This is a genomic window from Paenibacillus sp. FSL R5-0923 (genome assembly GCF_038009145.1).
Taxonomy (GTDB): Bacteria; Bacillota; Bacilli; order Paenibacillales; family Paenibacillaceae; genus Paenibacillus_AQ.
On sequence record NZ_JBBPAT010000001.1, the window covers coordinates 4,528,638 to 4,545,152 of the forward strand.

General features: G+C 42.9%; 13 protein-coding genes. 2 read left to right on the plus strand and 11 right to left on the minus strand.

Annotated features, from left to right (window positions below; all coding sequences use genetic code 11):
* Window positions 1-41: 41 nt before the first annotated feature.
* The 8 genes from MKX35_RS20095 to MKX35_RS20130 form a co-directional block, all read right to left on the minus strand.
* The gene (locus tag MKX35_RS20095) at window positions 42-1,304 is read right to left on the minus strand and encodes an RNA polymerase sigma factor (protein WP_076299005.1); all 1,263 of its coding nucleotides are present in this window, start codon (window positions 1,302-1,304) and stop codon (window positions 42-44) included.
* Window positions 1,301-1,735 carry a YciI family protein gene (locus MKX35_RS20100; protein ID WP_042188051.1) on the minus strand — a complete coding sequence of 145 codons (435 nt, stop codon included), beginning with the start codon at window positions 1,733-1,735 and terminating at the stop codon, window positions 1,301-1,303. Before MKX35_RS20100 ends, MKX35_RS20095 begins: the two co-directional genes overlap by 4 nt.
* A 19-nt stretch (window positions 1,736-1,754) precedes the next feature.
* On the minus strand, window positions 1,755-2,564 hold the full coding sequence (locus MKX35_RS20105) for an alpha/beta fold hydrolase (RefSeq protein ID WP_076299004.1): 810 nt from the start codon (window positions 2,562-2,564) through the stop codon (window positions 1,755-1,757).
* Window positions 2,565-2,797: 233 nt separating this feature from the next.
* Entirely contained in the window at window positions 2,798-6,733 is a 3,936-nt protein-coding gene (locus MKX35_RS20110; protein ID WP_076299003.1) for a discoidin domain-containing protein, read from the minus strand.
* Window positions 6,734-7,008: 275 nt separating this feature from the next.
* Window positions 7,009-7,359, minus strand: coding sequence for a DMT family transporter (locus tag MKX35_RS20115; protein ID WP_042188045.1), 351 nt, complete (start codon window positions 7,357-7,359; stop codon window positions 7,009-7,011).
* A gap of 17 nt (window positions 7,360-7,376) precedes the next feature.
* On the minus strand, window positions 7,377-7,703 hold the full coding sequence (locus MKX35_RS20120) for a DMT family transporter (protein ID WP_042188043.1): 327 nt from the start codon (window positions 7,701-7,703) through the stop codon (window positions 7,377-7,379).
* Window positions 7,704-7,716: 13 nt separating this feature from the next.
* A complete protein-coding gene (locus tag MKX35_RS20125; protein ID WP_052404282.1) occupies window positions 7,717-8,250 on the minus strand; it encodes a TetR/AcrR family transcriptional regulator in 534 nt (177 codons plus the stop codon).
* Window positions 8,251-8,341: 91 nt separating this feature from the next.
* On the minus strand, window positions 8,342-8,818 hold the full coding sequence (locus MKX35_RS20130) for a GNAT family N-acetyltransferase (RefSeq protein WP_076299002.1): 477 nt from the start codon (window positions 8,816-8,818) through the stop codon (window positions 8,342-8,344).
* Between the two features lie 125 nt (window positions 8,819-8,943).
* Here MKX35_RS20130 and MKX35_RS20135 point away from each other — a divergent pair, with 125 nt between their 5' ends.
* Complete coding sequence (locus MKX35_RS20135; protein WP_076299001.1) at window positions 8,944-10,611, plus strand: ribonuclease J; 1,668 nt, start codon at window positions 8,944-8,946, stop codon at window positions 10,609-10,611.
* A gap of 56 nt (window positions 10,612-10,667) precedes the next feature.
* Here the strand turns inward: MKX35_RS20135 and MKX35_RS20140 are convergent, their stop codons facing one another.
* On the minus strand, window positions 10,668-11,765 hold the full coding sequence (locus tag MKX35_RS20140; RefSeq protein WP_076299000.1) for a phosphotransferase: 1,098 nt from the start codon (window positions 11,763-11,765) through the stop codon (window positions 10,668-10,670).
* 89 nt (window positions 11,766-11,854) lie between these two features.
* Window positions 11,855-13,411, minus strand: a complete 1,557-nt coding sequence (locus tag MKX35_RS20145) for an ABC-F family ATP-binding cassette domain-containing protein (protein ID WP_042188035.1) — start codon at window positions 13,409-13,411, stop codon at window positions 11,855-11,857.
* Between the two features lie 230 nt (window positions 13,412-13,641).
* Between MKX35_RS20145 and MKX35_RS20150 the strand changes: the two genes are divergently transcribed.
* Window positions 13,642-14,226 carry an AAA family ATPase gene (locus MKX35_RS20150; protein WP_076298999.1) on the plus strand — a complete coding sequence of 195 codons (585 nt, stop codon included), beginning with the start codon at window positions 13,642-13,644 and terminating at the stop codon, window positions 14,224-14,226.
* A gap of 117 nt (window positions 14,227-14,343) precedes the next feature.
* Here the strand turns inward: MKX35_RS20150 and MKX35_RS20155 are convergent, their stop codons facing one another.
* Window positions 14,344-16,377: an acyltransferase family protein gene (locus tag MKX35_RS20155; RefSeq protein ID WP_256716265.1), complete on the minus strand. Its 2,034-nt coding sequence runs from the start codon at window positions 16,375-16,377 to the stop codon at window positions 14,344-14,346.
* Window positions 16,378-16,515 lie beyond the last annotated feature (138 nt).

Here is a 16,515-nt window from a genome sequence, read left to right on the forward strand (position 1 = left end):
CTCCTTTATGTACGTACCGGTTTAAAATACTATTGATTTAACTACGATGTTCCTAAGTTACACGCTTCCGCCCGATTCAGCAAAAGAATCCTTTCACGTTCATTCTCGGTTAAGGATGCGGCACGTTCAAACTCTGTACGCGCCTCACCATATCGCCCCAGCTTCAGTAGAAGATCACCACGAACGCTGGGCAGCAGATGATATTCCCTCATGGATGGTTCAGTATTCAGCTCATCCACAATTTGCAGTCCAAAGGTTGGGCCAAACGCCATGGATATGGCGACCGCTCGGTTTAATTCGACGATCGGCGAAGGCATGACTCTCGAGAGCGCTTCGTACAGTGCAGAAATACGGATCCAGTCTGTCTCTGCTGCAGTAGACGCCTGTGCATGACAAGCAGAAATCGCAGCCTGAAGCGAGTAAGGTCCGGGCGGACGTCCAAGCTTTCGGCTACGCTCTAATGCAGTCAGGCCACGGCGGATCAGTAATTGATCCCACTTTGCCCGGTTTTGATCCATTAGTAGAATAGGTTCCCCTTTGCTATTAACCCTTGTCCTAAAACGCGAGGATTGAATCTCCATAAGGGCGACCAGTCCATGAACCTCAGGTTCATAAGGGTTAATCTCAGCTAGTACCCGTCCTAATCTCAGCGCCTCCTGGCATAACAGCGGACGGATCCAATCCACTCCAGAGGTTGCAGAATATCCTTCATTAAACATTAGGTATAGGACTTCAAGCACCGTAGACAAACGGTCTTTAAGCTCTTCTTGAACGGGTACCTCAAAAGGAACCTTGTTAGCACTTAGGGTTTTCTTCGCCCGAACAATTCGCTGAGCAATCGTTGATTCGGCGACTAGAAAAGAACGTGCGATTTCATCTGTCGTCAATCCACATAACAGTCGAAGGGTCAGGGCTACTCTGGCATCTTGTGACAACACAGGATGACAGGTCATAAAGATCAGACGAAGGAGATCGTCACTGATCTCCTCATCTAACGCATCATCTATATCTACCTCAGTGTATAAATCCATGCTATGTGCAACCTCTACGTATTTCTGATCTCGAAGCTTGGTCCTGCGAATAAGATCAATCGCACGCCGTTTCGCGGTGGTCATCAGCCAAGCACCTGCATGATCTGGAATCCCCGTCTCTGGCCATCGATTAAGGGCAATTACTAATGCGTCCTGAGCAAGATCTTCTGCGAGACCTACGTCCCGTACCATGCGCGTTAAACCCGCAATGATTTTTGCCGATTCCATTCGCCATATTGTATCAATCGTTCGATGCGTATGGGAGAAACTCACGTTTGCTTCTGCTCCTCAACCTGTTTACGAAGTGCTGCTTCTTTCGCCAATGTTTCGGGATCGTCCATTAATTCCTCCGGCTCGAATACCTGCCTTAACTCAATCTCTCCTTGGCCAAATCCATGAGGGTCCGGCATACGTAAAGCCCATTCAATGGCTTCTTCTCTTGATTTGACCTCAATCAGCGTATATCCAGCGATCATTTCTTTAGCTTCTGTAAACGGACCATCCATAACTTTCGGTTTGCCGCCAGCTTCCGGATATGAAATTCGAATACCACTGGAACTCGGTTGCAATCCATCGCCTGCCAGCAACACACCTGCTTTCACCAATTCCTCATTATACTTCTGCATAGCATCAATCAGTTCTTGACTAGGCATAATTCCCGCCTCTGAATCTGTGGTAGCTTTAACAATCATCATAAATCTCATAGGTGTATCCCTCCTATTTTTAATTTCCCATAAAGAATGCAGTAAGCTCAGTTGAAATGATCCTTGTATTGAGTTTCTTCGTATGACCGAGCCCCTTTTTACTTAACAGTTTCGCATTAGGTAGTACTTTAGCAATTGCCTGAGCACCATGCCGTAAGGCAACAGGACTCTCCGTACCTTCGAGGACCAGCGTTGGAATGATAACTGTGCTCCACAATGTGGCAGGAAGCGGCTTTCCCTCCATATACCCATCCAATAAAACAGCATCATAGGGAAGAGTGTGCGCTACAGCCATTAGGTTAGACCATACACTTGGCATTAAGCGCATCAATTTAACAACAAACGCAGGTGCTCCCATACCTTTAGTCATAAAATACTTAATTGCCTCAGATCGGCGATTTGTAGCAATAAGCTCAGTAACATTCATTACGAAATCTAGAGGCGGCTTGGGATCCGAAGCATTGACAACAAATGGAGGCTCATGCAGAGCTAATTTAGAAATATTTGCTCCATCCGCTGCTGCCTGTAGAGCAAGAACTGCTCCAGAAGACAATCCCCAGACATATGCCGCTCCTCCGGCCGCATTAATTATAGCCTGCAGATCTTCGATCTCACGAGCTATTGCGTATGGCTGAGTGTCTCCGCTATCGCCACGACCTCGTCGATCGTAATTGAAGACTGTGAAATTCTCAGCCAACTGATCAGCTAACTGTACCTGACCTGGGAATTTTCGGTAACTAAATGCACCTGTCACTAATATAAGTGCTGGCCCTTGACCCATTTTGTCATAGGCAATCTTAGTTCCGTCCATTGAAGTTACTAAATGCATTTCATCTCTCCTTCGCTTTAACGTCTGATATCACGACTTCTATTTAAACGACGAACGGAAGATGATGAAATCGACACATTCCTAAAAATTTATTTCTTATGAGATAAATACTATATCCTACCATTTATTTCTTGTTCATCAAGTCAATATCCTTCTCTGAAGTTTTAAATTTTTACTATCCACAATATAAAAAAAGGGAAAATTTCCGAAGAACTCCTCCCTCACACTATCGCTTAATGAATCGTCAGATTAAAACCGCTCTGAATATAATTCAGGTTGGGGTTAGCGATATTCGTAGTCGTCAGGTTGTTAAACGTTGCTGAACCATTACCTGTATAGGTATAGATTGCCGAACCCTGATGTGGCCCTGAGAAACGTGAAGTAGTAATACCATCAAGCCCAGTACCATTAATATTGATGTTGTTAAACACGATATTCTCAAATCCACCACCATAACCGAACTGGATTGCATCGCGTTGTGTATTGATGATATCGATGTTGGTAAAGGTGACGTTCTTGATGGCATCATTCGATGCCTCTAAATCGATGGCTCCACGTTCTCCACCATACAGATCTTTACTGGTACCACTTGTGATAATCGTAGTATCTGAGAAAACAATGCCCGCATTATTCTGGAAATGGTAACCAGGGAAAACGGTGTTCATACGAATACCAGAACCACCTACAGTGTCGATGATGTAGTTGTGATCAGCCTTATGACCGCCGCCTCCAAAGAATGCTATGGCTGCTGCACGCCAGTTATTCTCAATCGTGTTGTAGGAGAATGTGTTATTTACACCCGCCGGAGCACCATTGGTGTTACTAGTCCATACTGCAAGACCATCGTCACCGTTATTTCTTACGTTGGTGTTTCGAACAATCGAATTGCTAGTGCCTTGGGAGTAGTTGATACCATCGGCAAGATTGTTCCGAATCCGGCTGTTTTCAACCACAAGCCCACTGGCATAAATAGCAGGTGTATGAGCATAGTCGCCTACCCACATGCCACATTCAAAATGTTCTACCCAGACATCATGGATAATTGAATTTGTACCAAAGTTATCCATAAATCCTTTGTAAATTGCATTTTGTCCATAACGGGATCGCAAATTCGAATTCATGTAAACATTACTAAAATCTAGCTTGCCGCTAATACGGAGTGAAATACCGCCTCCCGCCGCATTAGGATTAGTAAACTGGAGGTTCGTATGCCAGATTCCAGCACCTGTCACCGTAAAGTTGTTAATCATATTGCTGGCAGAACCAATTTCCCACATGCTGCTAAGATTAAATGTTCCGGCAGGAATATACATGCTCTTACCGCCTGCAACAGCTGCATTCACCGTTGCTTTAAAAGCTGCAAGGTCATCCTGACCATCATTTGCTACAGCACCATAATCTGTCACTGACACGGAGTTCGCCGGACGAGCGACTGCAGTAGGAACGGGTTCGATTTCGAGGAAATCAACACCATACTCCAAGCTATCTCCATTGTTCTTCTGAATACGGATGATATCTCCAGGCTGAAGGGGAGTATCCAATTTCCAGTGGACTTCGTCAAATCGGAAGAGCGGACGCCCAGCACTAGGAGTATCACCAGGCATATCGCCCGAAAAATACTGCCAGCTGTAGTAGGATGTCAACGATACCGTTTTGACTTTTACTCCATTCACATACACGTCAAGTGAACCATTCAGTCCCATACCATCCGAAGAGTCAGGCATAGTAAATCTCATAGTCACACCCGCGCCGCCTTGTCCTTGTCTGACTGTCCATCCCACGTTCGAGCCGTTTGTAGGAAGCGCTACATAACGCTGACCAGATGCTTCTGAAGCAATTAGTGCTTGATCAAACGTAGGTGCTGATTTCAACGTAGCACCACCACCGAGAGTAGCATCTTCGGTATCGTACCGACTATAAGGCATGCTTGCACCACGTAAAGCATAGACCACCAGATTAGTTGTGCTTATATTGTTTGATTGCTTCGCTGTTACCTCATTAGCATCCACTTCAACAGTAGTGGTTACAGTGTAATTACCGTTTACTGCTGTCCATGTCCCTGGAATCGTGACGTTAACGGAAGCTCCAGCAGCAAGGGTCCCGGAATAGGATCCATTAAATGCTTGAATCGTGGTACCCGCTGAGTTTTTAAGAGCTACAGTAACACCATGAGAACCGCTTGCAGAAGCAATGGTTCCTTGATTCTTGAGATTTACGGTAAAAGCTACTGTACTATTAGCCACTGGATTACTTGGTGTCCAGGTAGTCACACCAACTAAGTCAGAGCTGGAGACTGGAGCGATAACAAGAGATGCCCCGTTCGTATAGCTGTTATTCCCTTCGTTCTGCTCGAAAATCACATTGTTCTCATCTACTTTAGCGCTGAGAGCATAGGTCGCAGCGGTTTTGGCTCCAGCGTTTAATGTCATTGAGGCTGTTGTTGATGCGCCTGCAGTTAATAAACCTACTGGAGCAGATCCAACGAGCTCATTGTTTAAGTAAAAGTTGACAGTGGTTGCTGCGGAGCTAGCATTACCGTTGTTCTTAACAACTGCATTTAATGTAATTGCACTTGTCTCGACAGGAGTAGTAGGTGACCAGGACATACCCGTTATCATTAGATCAGGGTTCGCCCCTGGTGTACCGAATACTTGAAACTCCGCGATTTGCCCAGCAGGAGCACCAGAGTTCGAAGTGATATTCAACTGCAGACGTTTAACCGTTGCCGTAACCGGGATGGTTACTGTGTTGCCCGAAGCTGGATTAAACGTATACGATTGAGCTGATACCAAATTACCGAAGGTAGTCGTGTCTTGATTGTGACCGAGCACCTGAATCGTTTGTGTGCGAGTACTCCATGCAGAGGCTGGATTCAGCTTCAAAACGATTGACGTAATATTGTGGTTCGCCCCTAAGTCGAGGGTGAGCGAACTCGGATAGCTGCCACCTTCCCAGTACGTGCTTGTGTCATTATCGTTCGCATTTGTTGCTACGAACGTTTGTGTACTGGAAGAAGCGGTAATCGTCTTGCCGACAGCAATATTACTCCCAGGAGCAGGTGATGGTGTCGGCGTTGCTGTTGGTGTGACCGTCGGTGTTGGTGTGGTTGTTGGCGTTGGTGTTGGCGTTGGTGTTGGTGTTGGTGTTGGTGTTGGTGTTGGTGTTGGTGTTGGTGTTGGTGTTAGTGTTGGTGTGGCTGTCGGTGTCGGAGCAGGTGTTGCAGGTGTTGTTGTTGTCGTCGACGCTACAGTGATTTGGTCAAGGTTAACATTGCCAGAATCACCAGCATCATATTTATATGCGATAGTGTTGTTACCCGCATTTAGATTAAGAACTTCTACTTTAGTGCTCCATGAATCCCAATTTGGTAAGTTAGATAATGAGGTCTGGCCAATTTTAGCACCATTGACGTAGACACTTATTGTCTTTGCACTGCCACTTGCATTGGCGTATTTCAATGTCACCTCACGACTACCTGCTGCTGGCACGTTAACCGTGAATGTCGTTGTTGCACCTTGTGTCAAATATCCATCCACGAAGCCCGCGCCGGAGTAACCGGCATGATCCGTGTTCACTTTAGCTCCTCCAGACAGTGAAGCAGATTCAGCTTCATAAGTGCCGGAAGGCGATGGAGTTGGAGTAGGAATAGGGCCACTAGCGCCGTAAATCTCGAATTCAGAGAGCTGAGCTGCCGGCCAACCTGTGTTGCTCGTTACATTCAGACGAACATAACGCGTACTGGTTGAGGCAAAGTCGATGGTAACACTGTTCCCTGCCACTGATGGATTGAATTCATAATTTGCAGACCCTACAATATTCGTGAATGTCGAACCGTTTGTGCTCCCTTGAACAGCCAATGTTTGCGTCCGCGTCTCCCAACCAGAAGGGAGCTTTAGAACGATTTGATCAATATTCGTATTTGCACCTAAATCGACTTGAATCCATTGCGGGAATGCATTATTTGTACTTTCCCAATACGTGCTTTGATTACTGTCTTTAACATTGTCAGGACTATAAGTTTGTGATTGACCGCTCGCAGTTACATTTTTGCCGAGTGTCAGGTTTGGTCCTCCGGAGGCTGAAACAAAATTAAGTGGGCCCGCAGCCAAGAATAAACTTGAAATCAGCATGGATACTACCAGCGACCATACAACATACTTGTTACGCATTTTAATTTTAATCCTCCTTAAATATGTTAGATTCTCAAAAATTCACGAACCTATCAGAGTGCTCAAATGGTAGCGTTTTCAATAGAGATCATCCAGAGCACATTAAAAAGAACCACACCCTCCCTTCACTTTCAGACACACTCATTATAGATAAATAGTAGCTCAAACTATAAGATGTAATTCTACGGAAAAGGTAAGTGATACCATTATCGCGAAACTATGCGATTTATGGAATCTATGACATCCGTTTAAAAATAAAAAAAGAGCCTGATTTATCAGGCCCGTACTTTGTCTTCACCTTTGGCAGGAGAGTTTAATAATACCACTCCTCCTACTATTAATACTATTCCGGCAAAAGTAAGAATACCAAATGGATCTCCCCACACGACAATACCCACAATTGCAGTTAGAACAGTACCTACACCCGACCAAATCGCATAAGCTAAGCTTAACGGTAATTCTCTAAGGCTTATGGATAAACTATAAAAAGCAATAATAAAACCAATAATAACCCCTATAGAAGGGAGTAATTGCGTGAATCCTTCTGACATTTTCAACATAGTAGTACCTACGACTTCGCTAGCAATCGCTATACTTAGAGCAATATATCCTACATTTCTTTTCATGCTGCAGCCTCCAAATTCTAATGAGCCCCACCTGAGAGCTTCATAATGATTACACCACCAATAATAAGTAGTAGACCTAGTAATTTCTTACGATTAAAATTCTCCTTATAAATAACTACGCCAATTATAGCTGTCAAAGCTGTGCCCACCCCTGACCAAATCGCATAAGCTGTACCTAATGGAATTGTTTTTAACGCTAAAGAAAGACTATAAAATGCTAAGCCCATACCAAGGATCACGCCAATGGATGGGAATACCCTTTTAAACCCGTTAGACACTTTTAGCATTGAACTGCCAAATACCTCACAGATGATCGCTGTTGCAAGTAATACATATGAATTCAAAGATAACCTCTCCTTACTTCGTCATATTTATCAATTCTTGAATGACTTTCGTGCGTAATTCATCATCTAACACACCTAATCCGAACATTTCGGAATACCATAACCCATCTGCTGCCAACCTAATGATAGTGGAGCGTACAGGATCAATGCCATCGTTCTCTATGTTTTGTTGCCACGTTGCATATTGACTTTGAAATTTGTTAAGAATATCTGGATTTGTGAAAAGAGCAGCAAGAAGCGCGGTACCAATCTCTTTGCCCTCTTTAATATCATCATCCATGGCTTTAGTAATAGCACGACTCCACTTCCCTTTTTCAACCGTTTCGCTCATTGCTCTATCTTGAACATTGGTAAAAAAATGGTTCGTTAGATCTTCGACCATCCCTATGATCAAAGCTTCTTTATTTGGAAAATGGTGCAGTAGCCCGCCCTTACTGACCCCGGCTTCTTTAGCCACAGCTTCAAGCGTAAGCTTCTCTACTCCATTATTTTTAACAACTGTGGAAGCAGCCAATAAAATAGTTTTACGTTTAGAATTACTGTTCACATTAATCACCTCTGTTTTTTACTATACCGTCTGGACGGTTTTATTGTCAAATAAAAAATAAGCCTGCTAATCCAGGCTTACTAAACCATAATTAAATTAACTCTTTAATATACCAAGCATCACATGCAAAATGCTCTGAGCCAGCTAAAGGGGCATCTAAAAGTTCGAAGCCGTTTTTCATATAAAAACGGTTAGCTGCATGCATGTTCTGTAATGTCTCCAAATAACATTTATTGTAATAAAGCTCGGCAAAATTCAGCGCCGTATTTAGGAGTTCAGAAGCTATCCCATTACCTCTAACGGACGGAGATAAGTACATTTTTTGCAACTCACATATGTCGCCCTCATTGCCGAAAGGCGCAATGCCACACCCGCCCAATATATTTCCATCTTCTTCCACAACCCAATAAGCCTGATTATCGCTTTGATTGTAGTACTCATATAAATGATGCAGGCTGTCATCTTCCCACGCAAGCCCTGCCCTATTCCCGCCAAACTCAATCAGACAGCTCCTAATAATCTGTTCAATCGCACGATTATCGTTCTTATATATTCTTCTGATGTTCATGATCAATCTGTCCCCTAACTTTTGAATATCAATCTATTGTTATACTATTGTACCACCTCAATGAAAGGATAATTATAAGGGATTTCATACATAATATAGGTGAATTTATAAAAGGAGGGACTTTAATGAAAGTGGCAGCTAAGCAGCTCTGGATTGCAGCATTAGGCGGTGTGAATGAAATTGGTAAGAATATGTATTTCCTGCAATATGCTGATGATATTATTGTCATTGATTGCGGTTCTAAATTTCCGGACGAAAGTCTACTGGGGATTGACCTCATTATTCCTGATGTTACGTATTTATTAAGCAATCTTGATAAGATTCGAGCATTAGTAGTTACACATGGACATGAGGATCATATTGGAGGAATTCCGTATCTACTCAAACAATTAAATCTTCCGATCTACGCATCTCGGTTAACCTTAGGTCTAATTGAAAATAAACTGAGGGAACACGGAATATTACGTCAGACCAAGCTTCATGTCATTGATTCTGAGTCTACTTTACAGCTAGGAGCGATTACTACAACGTTCTTTAATACCAATCATAGTATTCCGGATTGCCTTGGTGTTGTATTCGATACCCCAGAAGGGACCGTAGTTCATACAGGGGACTTCAAATTTGACATGACCCCTGTTAATAAGCAGTATCCCGATATACATAAAATGGCTGACATCGGGAAGAATGGTGTAAAGTTCCTGCTCTCAGAGAGTACCAATGCAGAACGCCCAGGCTTCACCCCCTCTGAAAAACTCGTTGGCGCTCATATAGAAGAAGCATTCATGAAAGCTGACCGTAGAATTTTTATCTCTACCTTTGCTTCAAATGTACACCGTCTACAACAGATCATTGAAGCTGCTCGTTTAACCGATCGTAGATTAACCTTACTTGGCAGAAGTATGGTTAATGTTGTCCGAGTAGCCCAGGAACTCGGGTACTTGAGCATTCCAGATAACATGCTGATCGAGCCTACTGAAGCTGCCAAACTCCCTCCAGAGCAAGTAACTGTATTATGTACAGGCAGTCAAGGAGAGCCCATGGCTGCGTTATCGCGACTGGCTAACGCAAGTCATAGGCAGATGGAAATCCAGGCAGGAGACACCGTTCTGATAGCAGCTAATCCCATTCCCGGGAATGAACGCAATGTATCTAGAATCGTCGATAATTTATACGTGCTTGGCGCTAAAGTCATCTATGGATCACGCAGCGAGCTTCATGTATCTGGGCATGCAAGCCAAGAAGAGCTTAAGTTAATGTTAACCTTGATGAAACCTGAATATTTCATACCGATTCATGGTGAATACCGTATGCTACATCATCACAGCTTGTTAGCCGAGACAGTTGGTGTTAACCCCAATAATATCTTTATTCTAAAAAATGGAGATATCGTCGAGTCATCATCAGGTGTCGTCCGCCAATCTGGCCGAGTGGCAGCTGGACAAACCCTAGTGGATGGCCTTGGGATTGGAGATATTGGGAATGTCGTTCTTCGCGATCGTCGCCAGCTGTCAGCAGACGGTATTTTGATTACAGTGATTACATTAAGCCAAGAAGATGGACGTTTATTAAACGAGCCGGATACCGTATCCAGAGGATTCATCTATGTCCGTAACTCAGAAACTTTAATGGAGGAGATCAACAAGCTTGTAACCTCTACCCTTCAAAAGATGAGTGAGGCTGACCTAGGCGAGTGGAATATCATCAAGCAGACCATCAAGGAGACCCTAAGTAGATTCCTGTACGAAAAAACGAAACGACGTCCAATGATTCTCCCCATCATTATTGAGGTGTAGCAAAAAGGAGCTCCTGTAATAGGGGCTCCCTTTTCATATCTAATGAGAATTAAGAACTATGTTGTCCATAATTTCAATGTCTCTGCTTCTAGCGTCATTTTTTGATGAATAATAATGATTTGCTCTAGCCGATTAACCCGCTCCTGAAGATTAGCGTTTAACAGGTCAGATTGTAGCTGAGCATTCAGAGAAAAGTATTGTGGCACTTCCCAGACACTACGTAAAGCAGTGCTTAAACAATAACCATATCTTGCAAGGGATTCGTCCCCCTGCCATCCGCTAGCCTTTAATCCTTTTATATACGAATGGAATAAAGACTCTTTGAATTCCTTGTAACGATCGATAGGAATCACACCAAGACTCATATTTACGCCAAACATTTTACCAAGATCTTCACCTAAACCTGATATGCTCATAAATTGCCAGTCTATCAAGACTAACTCTCCGTTTTGAGTTAGCAACATATTCATTTGACTGAGGTCCTGATGGGCTAATACTCTTGGCAAGCGATAGAGAGCATTCAAGTTACTGTCTATCCGCTTCGTGAAGTCTTGGAACCAAGCCCAAAGGCTTCGGTCATTGTCTCTATGTAATTGATGAATATATTCTTCAGGGTTAGGTGCATACATTTTACTCGAAGTAGTCCATGATCTAAGCCAGCTTCTACATATCCATTGGTCATTAGGAGTGTTCTTTCCTGAAAGATAAGCTCCATTAAATCTGCCTAACCGTTCAGCGATAATATCAAACTGCTCCTTCGTATGTGCAAATTCTCCTTCAATACGTTCCATCCATAACCATACAGTACCATCTTCTTGCTCCTCAACAAGATAACACTTAGGAGCTTGGATTGAGACCGGAAGCTCATCCAGAATCTTAGATTCAAAGACTAGGGCTTCTCGTCGCCAGTAATTGTGATGTGCTGGATCCTCTTTTTCTGCACTATCAGACTTGATGATTTTTAATATGATTGACCATGGAAGCTGCTCGTGATTAACTATTGCCAGACCATGAATAGAAAAGATGCCTGCTGTAGTAAAGTTAGGCGTTTTATAATTTAAATTTTCACAAGTGAAACTGATTATTTCTATTTCTTGTTCTCCAAAAATTCGTTGAACACTGATGTTAAGCTGATCCATTTTATTCTCTAACACATAGACCCTCCCCACTATCCATAAAAAAGCCTATAAAGCGTAACTGATTCGTTAACACCTCATAGGCTTGTTCAATAAAGATTTGCTTATTAGAATACTTTTGTTGTCCAATCTTCGCAATTCCAGATATCGGTGACAATGTCTTGATAAAAATCTGGTTCGTGAGAGATCATGAGAATGCTTCCCTTATATGCTTTCAGCGCACGTTTCAGTTCATCTTTGGCATCAATATCCAAGTGGTTCGTCGGCTCATCTAATACGAGAATGTTGGTCTCACTGTTAATGAGTTTACATAGACGCACTTTAGCTTTTTCTCCACCACTTAGAACAGCAATCTTACTTTCGATATGTTTCGTGGTCAGTCCACATTTGGCAAGAGCAGCACGTACTTCGAATTGTGACAGGGATGGGAATGTATCCCAGATCTCCTCGATACAAGTCTTGTAATTGCCTTCTTTCATTTCTTGCTCAAAGTATCCAATCTCTTGATGGTATCCACGTTCTACCGAACCGGACAATGCTTGGATTTCGCCTAAGATGCTGCGAAGCAAGGTGGTTTTACCGATCCCGTTCGCACCGACCAACGCGATCTTTTGTCCACGCTCCATTAACAAATTAAGCGGTCTGGACAACGGTGTATCATATCCGATAACCAATTCTTTTGCTTCGAAAATCATCTTGCCCGCAGTTTTACCTTCTTTAAAGTTAAACTGTGGTTTTGGCTTCTCTTTTGCAATCTCGATGATTTCCATCTTGTCGAGCTTCTTCTGTCTGGACATTGCCATGTTACGGGTAGCTACGCTTGCTTTGTTACGTGCAACGAAGTCTTTCAGCTCTGCGATTTCTTGTTTTTGACGGTTATAAGCAGATTCAAGCTGTTGTTTTCTCATTTCGTAGACCTGCTGGAATTGCTCATAATCACCCACATAACGAGTCAGCTTTTGATTTTCCATATGGTAGATCAGGTTGATAACGCTGTTCAAGAAAGGCATATCATGTGAGATCAGAATAAATGCATTATCATACTCTTGAAGATAACGTCTCAGCCATTCAATATGCTGCTCATCCAGATAGTTCGTAGGCTCATCTAGGAGCAAAATATCTGGTTTTTCAAGCAACAGCTTCGCAAGCAAGATTTTGGTACGCTGACCACCACTAAGATCAGCTACGTCACGATCCAATCCAATATCTGTGATTCCTAGACCGCGCGCGGTTTCTTGTATCTTCGCATCGATCATGTAGAAATCTTGATTTGTAAGCGTATCTTGGATCGTACCAACTTCTTCAAGCAGCTTTTCCAACTCTTCAGGCGACACGTCACCCATTCTGCCATACATATCATTCATCTCTTGCTCAAGATCAAAGAGGTATTGAAAAGCGCCTCTGAGTACATCTTGAATGGTCATGCCTTTGGTCAACACTGCATGCTGATCGAGGTAGCCAACACGCACCCGTTTGGACCATTCGACTTTACCTTCATCCGGTTGCAGCTTTCCTGTAACAATATTCATAAAAGTGGATTTACCTTCGCCGTTAGCGCCGAATAATCCGATATGCTCGCCTTTTAGAAGACGGAATGAAACATCCTTGAAGATCGCACGATCTCCAAAACCATGACTTAATCCTTCTACATTTAATATGCTCATTTATGGACACCTTTTTCTTATTTTTCTCGCTATATTATAAGCAGGATTACACAAAAACTCAATGGAGAAGCAAAAAAATATCATATTATGGACCGTAACGCGAAATATCTCAGGTTCTCAAAACCTACGGTAGATGAGGATTTTACGCTGGCGATTACTCATCTTCTTTTATATGATAGTATGCAGAGATACATTATGGAGTTGAATTGAGGTTCTAAGGAGAGACAATGATGAACAAACTTGTATTTTTTCTAGGGCCAGCTGGGGCAGGCAAAACGACATTAGCTAAAGCGATCGCTTCCCGGCGTAAAGTACCCTTCTTTGATATGGATATTCTATTACGTCCAGCGGCAGACGCCATCATGACCTTACACGGATTGGACCCGGCAGACAGAGACTCTGCCGATTACAAAAGATTATGCCGTGATTTGGGCTACCGGATTACGATGGATGCAGCGCTAGACAATATAGGCCTGAATGTAGATGCATTTGTGGTTGGACCATTTACTAAAGAAGCTGCCAACCCTGACTGGATCAGCAGTGAGTTATCTCGAATCGGACGTTCGCTGCAAGATGTTGAGGTTAAAGTTGTCTTGGTCGAACTAGCCAATGAGGAATTGTATCGGACACGAATTCACGATCGACAATCACCATTAGATGAATGGAAGTTCCAGCATTGGGATGAATTTCGCAAATCATTTGGAAACCGCAGTGTGAAGTGGCCGCTTCCAAGTTCTAATGTGAAAGTGATCGATAATTCTGATCCAGACATAACTAAGACTGTGGCTGTGGTGGAGCATTTTATCTACGACTAGGAATTAATTAGCTCTTCAATGATCATTCGTTTACGAAAAAAAAGACCGGCAAAGAGAGAACTCTCTTGCCGGTCTATTAAAATATAATATCAAAAAGTTTGGAGATTCAATTAATTCTTACTTACTTTCCAAGGCTTTCGCAAGAAGTGAGGCGTAACACTTGGAGCCCTCTGGTTTAAGATGCACACCATCTTGGTAGAAATAATCGTCTTTTCCTTCACTTGCAGAGTACCAGTCTACTACGGTCGTATTACTATATTCACTGGAAACTTTTGAAATATTGTGATTCACATTATTCTCCCATTTTCTTGGAACCCGTGTATTGACCAAAAAAATCTGCTCAGCATCACTTAATGAATCCAGTAAATTACGTAATTGCTTTGAACTAAAGGATCCGTTAGTCCCAAGCTCGATTATAACCTTTTTACCCAGCCGGCCTTGAGCTTTAAGCTGATCCACTACCTCCTGAGCTTTAGCCATCTGCCGACCGATCTTTCCCTCGATGACAATGCCAGGTAATTCCTCTGAAAGGTATGGTGCTGCATCCAAAATGACAGAATCTCCAATGGCCGTAACATCCGTTCCAGCTTGACTCTTCTCAGCCACAGGTTTCTTTTCTTCAGGAACAGATTTTTCCACTTCTGATTCAGGCTTTGCTATTTCTGTATTTGTAGTTCCCACCTTAGTATCAGCTTTTTTTACTTCAGGTTCAGTTGTAGCTGTTGCCAAGGCTGGTATTGATGGTTTATCAGTTACATTTTCGTCTATCGCTTTATGATCTGCGGGATCATTCTTTCTTCCCATATCTTGTTGTTCTTGCTGCTGCAGTCGTTGTTCTTGCTGTTGCAGTTGTTGTTGTTCATACTGCAAATCTGCCAATTCGATCGCAGACGTATCCGATCCAGCGTTTAACAAATAACCTTTGCATGCGATTGGGATAAGAATCACAGCAATAATAGCCATTAAGAAGCCTGGACGAAGACCACCCCTTCGCTTTACACTGATGTTCTTCCAAGTTTCTTTAAATGAACCTCGACGAATGGGCTCCTCCACATACTTATATGACAATGCAGCTAGAAGAAAACTTACTGCTACCTGAATGATAATCCGAAGCATGCTGCTTTCTTCAGTACTCACATTCGGACTACTAAGGATAATGACTGGAAAATGCCATATGTACAAGCTATATGATCGCAGCCCGATCCAACGCAAAGGTTTACAGCCTACGATCGATCCCAGACGGCTAGCAGGATGAGCTAGAACGGCAATAACTACAGCTGCAATCAAAGAAATCACTAAAAACCCACCACGGTAAAGTAAATCATCGAACTCATTAACCTTATTAAAAAGTACCAACAATAGAATGAGTCCTAATCCCCCTACAATATCAAGCACACGCCGAGCCGGTTCTGAGACGTTATCATTAAGTTTCTGACTTGGCCAAGCAACTGCAAGTGCTGCTCCAATGAGAAGCGCAAATAAGCGGGTATCCGTTCCATAATATACTCTACTTGGGTCTGTCCCCGGTACGTAGATCAATGCCATGGCTAAAGCCGAGACTGCTGCGCAAGCCATAATCCATGCAATAAGCTTACCTCGCCGACGAGCGATTTTCATCACGATGATGAGAACTATTGGCCATAGAATATAAAACTGTCCTTCAATAGAAAGCGACCATAAATGTCCGATAGGAGATGGTGGGCCAAAGCTTTCAAAATAGGAAACATTATGAAATATTAGCCACCAGTTATTGAAATAAAATAAGGAAGACATAAAGTCACCCTTGAGCCCAAACAATCTTGATGGTTCTATAATTAAAAGCCATATGGCAACCACAAAAAGCATAACGGCCATCGCAGGCAACAGCCTCCGCGCCCTACGAACCCAAAAGTCTACAAGGTTCAGCCTTCGGTGCCGCTCCCACTGGCTAATGATTTGGTCAGTAATGAGATATCCGGAGATTACAAAAAATATTCCAACGCCGAGAAGTCCACCCTCAGCCCAATTCAGATTCAAATGATATGCGATTACAGCGAGTACTGATAAAGCCCTTAGACCATCAATTCCTGGCACATAACGCCTGCCGCCTACAGATTGTATAGAAGACTGGCTCCTCATATTATTTCTGAAAAGCTTCGTGTTGTCTTTCATAATGTTTCAGTCCTTACCGTCGATTTATCGTTCATAAGTAAGACGCTGTAAACGTATGAAAAGTTCTGTAATCAACTGAAAATGTTATAAAATAAAAAAAATGAATCTTTGTTGATCGAAACACTTGTCCATTGTGCT

Coding starts and splice junctions, on each gene's coding strand:
- MKX35_RS20100 (WP_042188051.1), bottom strand. CDS start 1,735: ATGAGATTTATGATGATTGTTAAAGCTACCACAGATTCAGAGGCGGGA.
- MKX35_RS20105 (WP_076299004.1), bottom strand. CDS start 2,564: ATGCATTTAGTAACTTCAATGGACGGAACTAAGATTGCCTATGACAAA.
- MKX35_RS20110 (WP_076299003.1), bottom strand. CDS start 6,733: ATGCGTAACAAGTATGTTGTATGGTCGCTGGTAGTATCCATGCTGATT.
- MKX35_RS20115 (WP_042188045.1), bottom strand. CDS start 7,359: ATGAAAAGAAATGTAGGATATATTGCTCTAAGTATAGCGATTGCTAGC.
- MKX35_RS20130 (WP_076299002.1), bottom strand. CDS start 8,818: ATGAACATCAGAAGAATATATAAGAACGATAATCGTGCGATTGAACAG.
- MKX35_RS20135 (WP_076299001.1), top strand. CDS start 8,944: ATGAAAGTGGCAGCTAAGCAGCTCTGGATTGCAGCATTAGGCGGTGTG.
- MKX35_RS20145 (WP_042188035.1), bottom strand. CDS start 13,411: ATGAGCATATTAAATGTAGAAGGATTAAGTCATGGTTTTGGAGATCGT.
- MKX35_RS20150 (WP_076298999.1), top strand. CDS start 13,642: ATGAACAAACTTGTATTTTTTCTAGGGCCAGCTGGGGCAGGCAAAACG.
- MKX35_RS20155 (WP_256716265.1), bottom strand. CDS start 16,377: ATGAAAGACAACACGAAGCTTTTCAGAAATAATATGAGGAGCCAGTCT.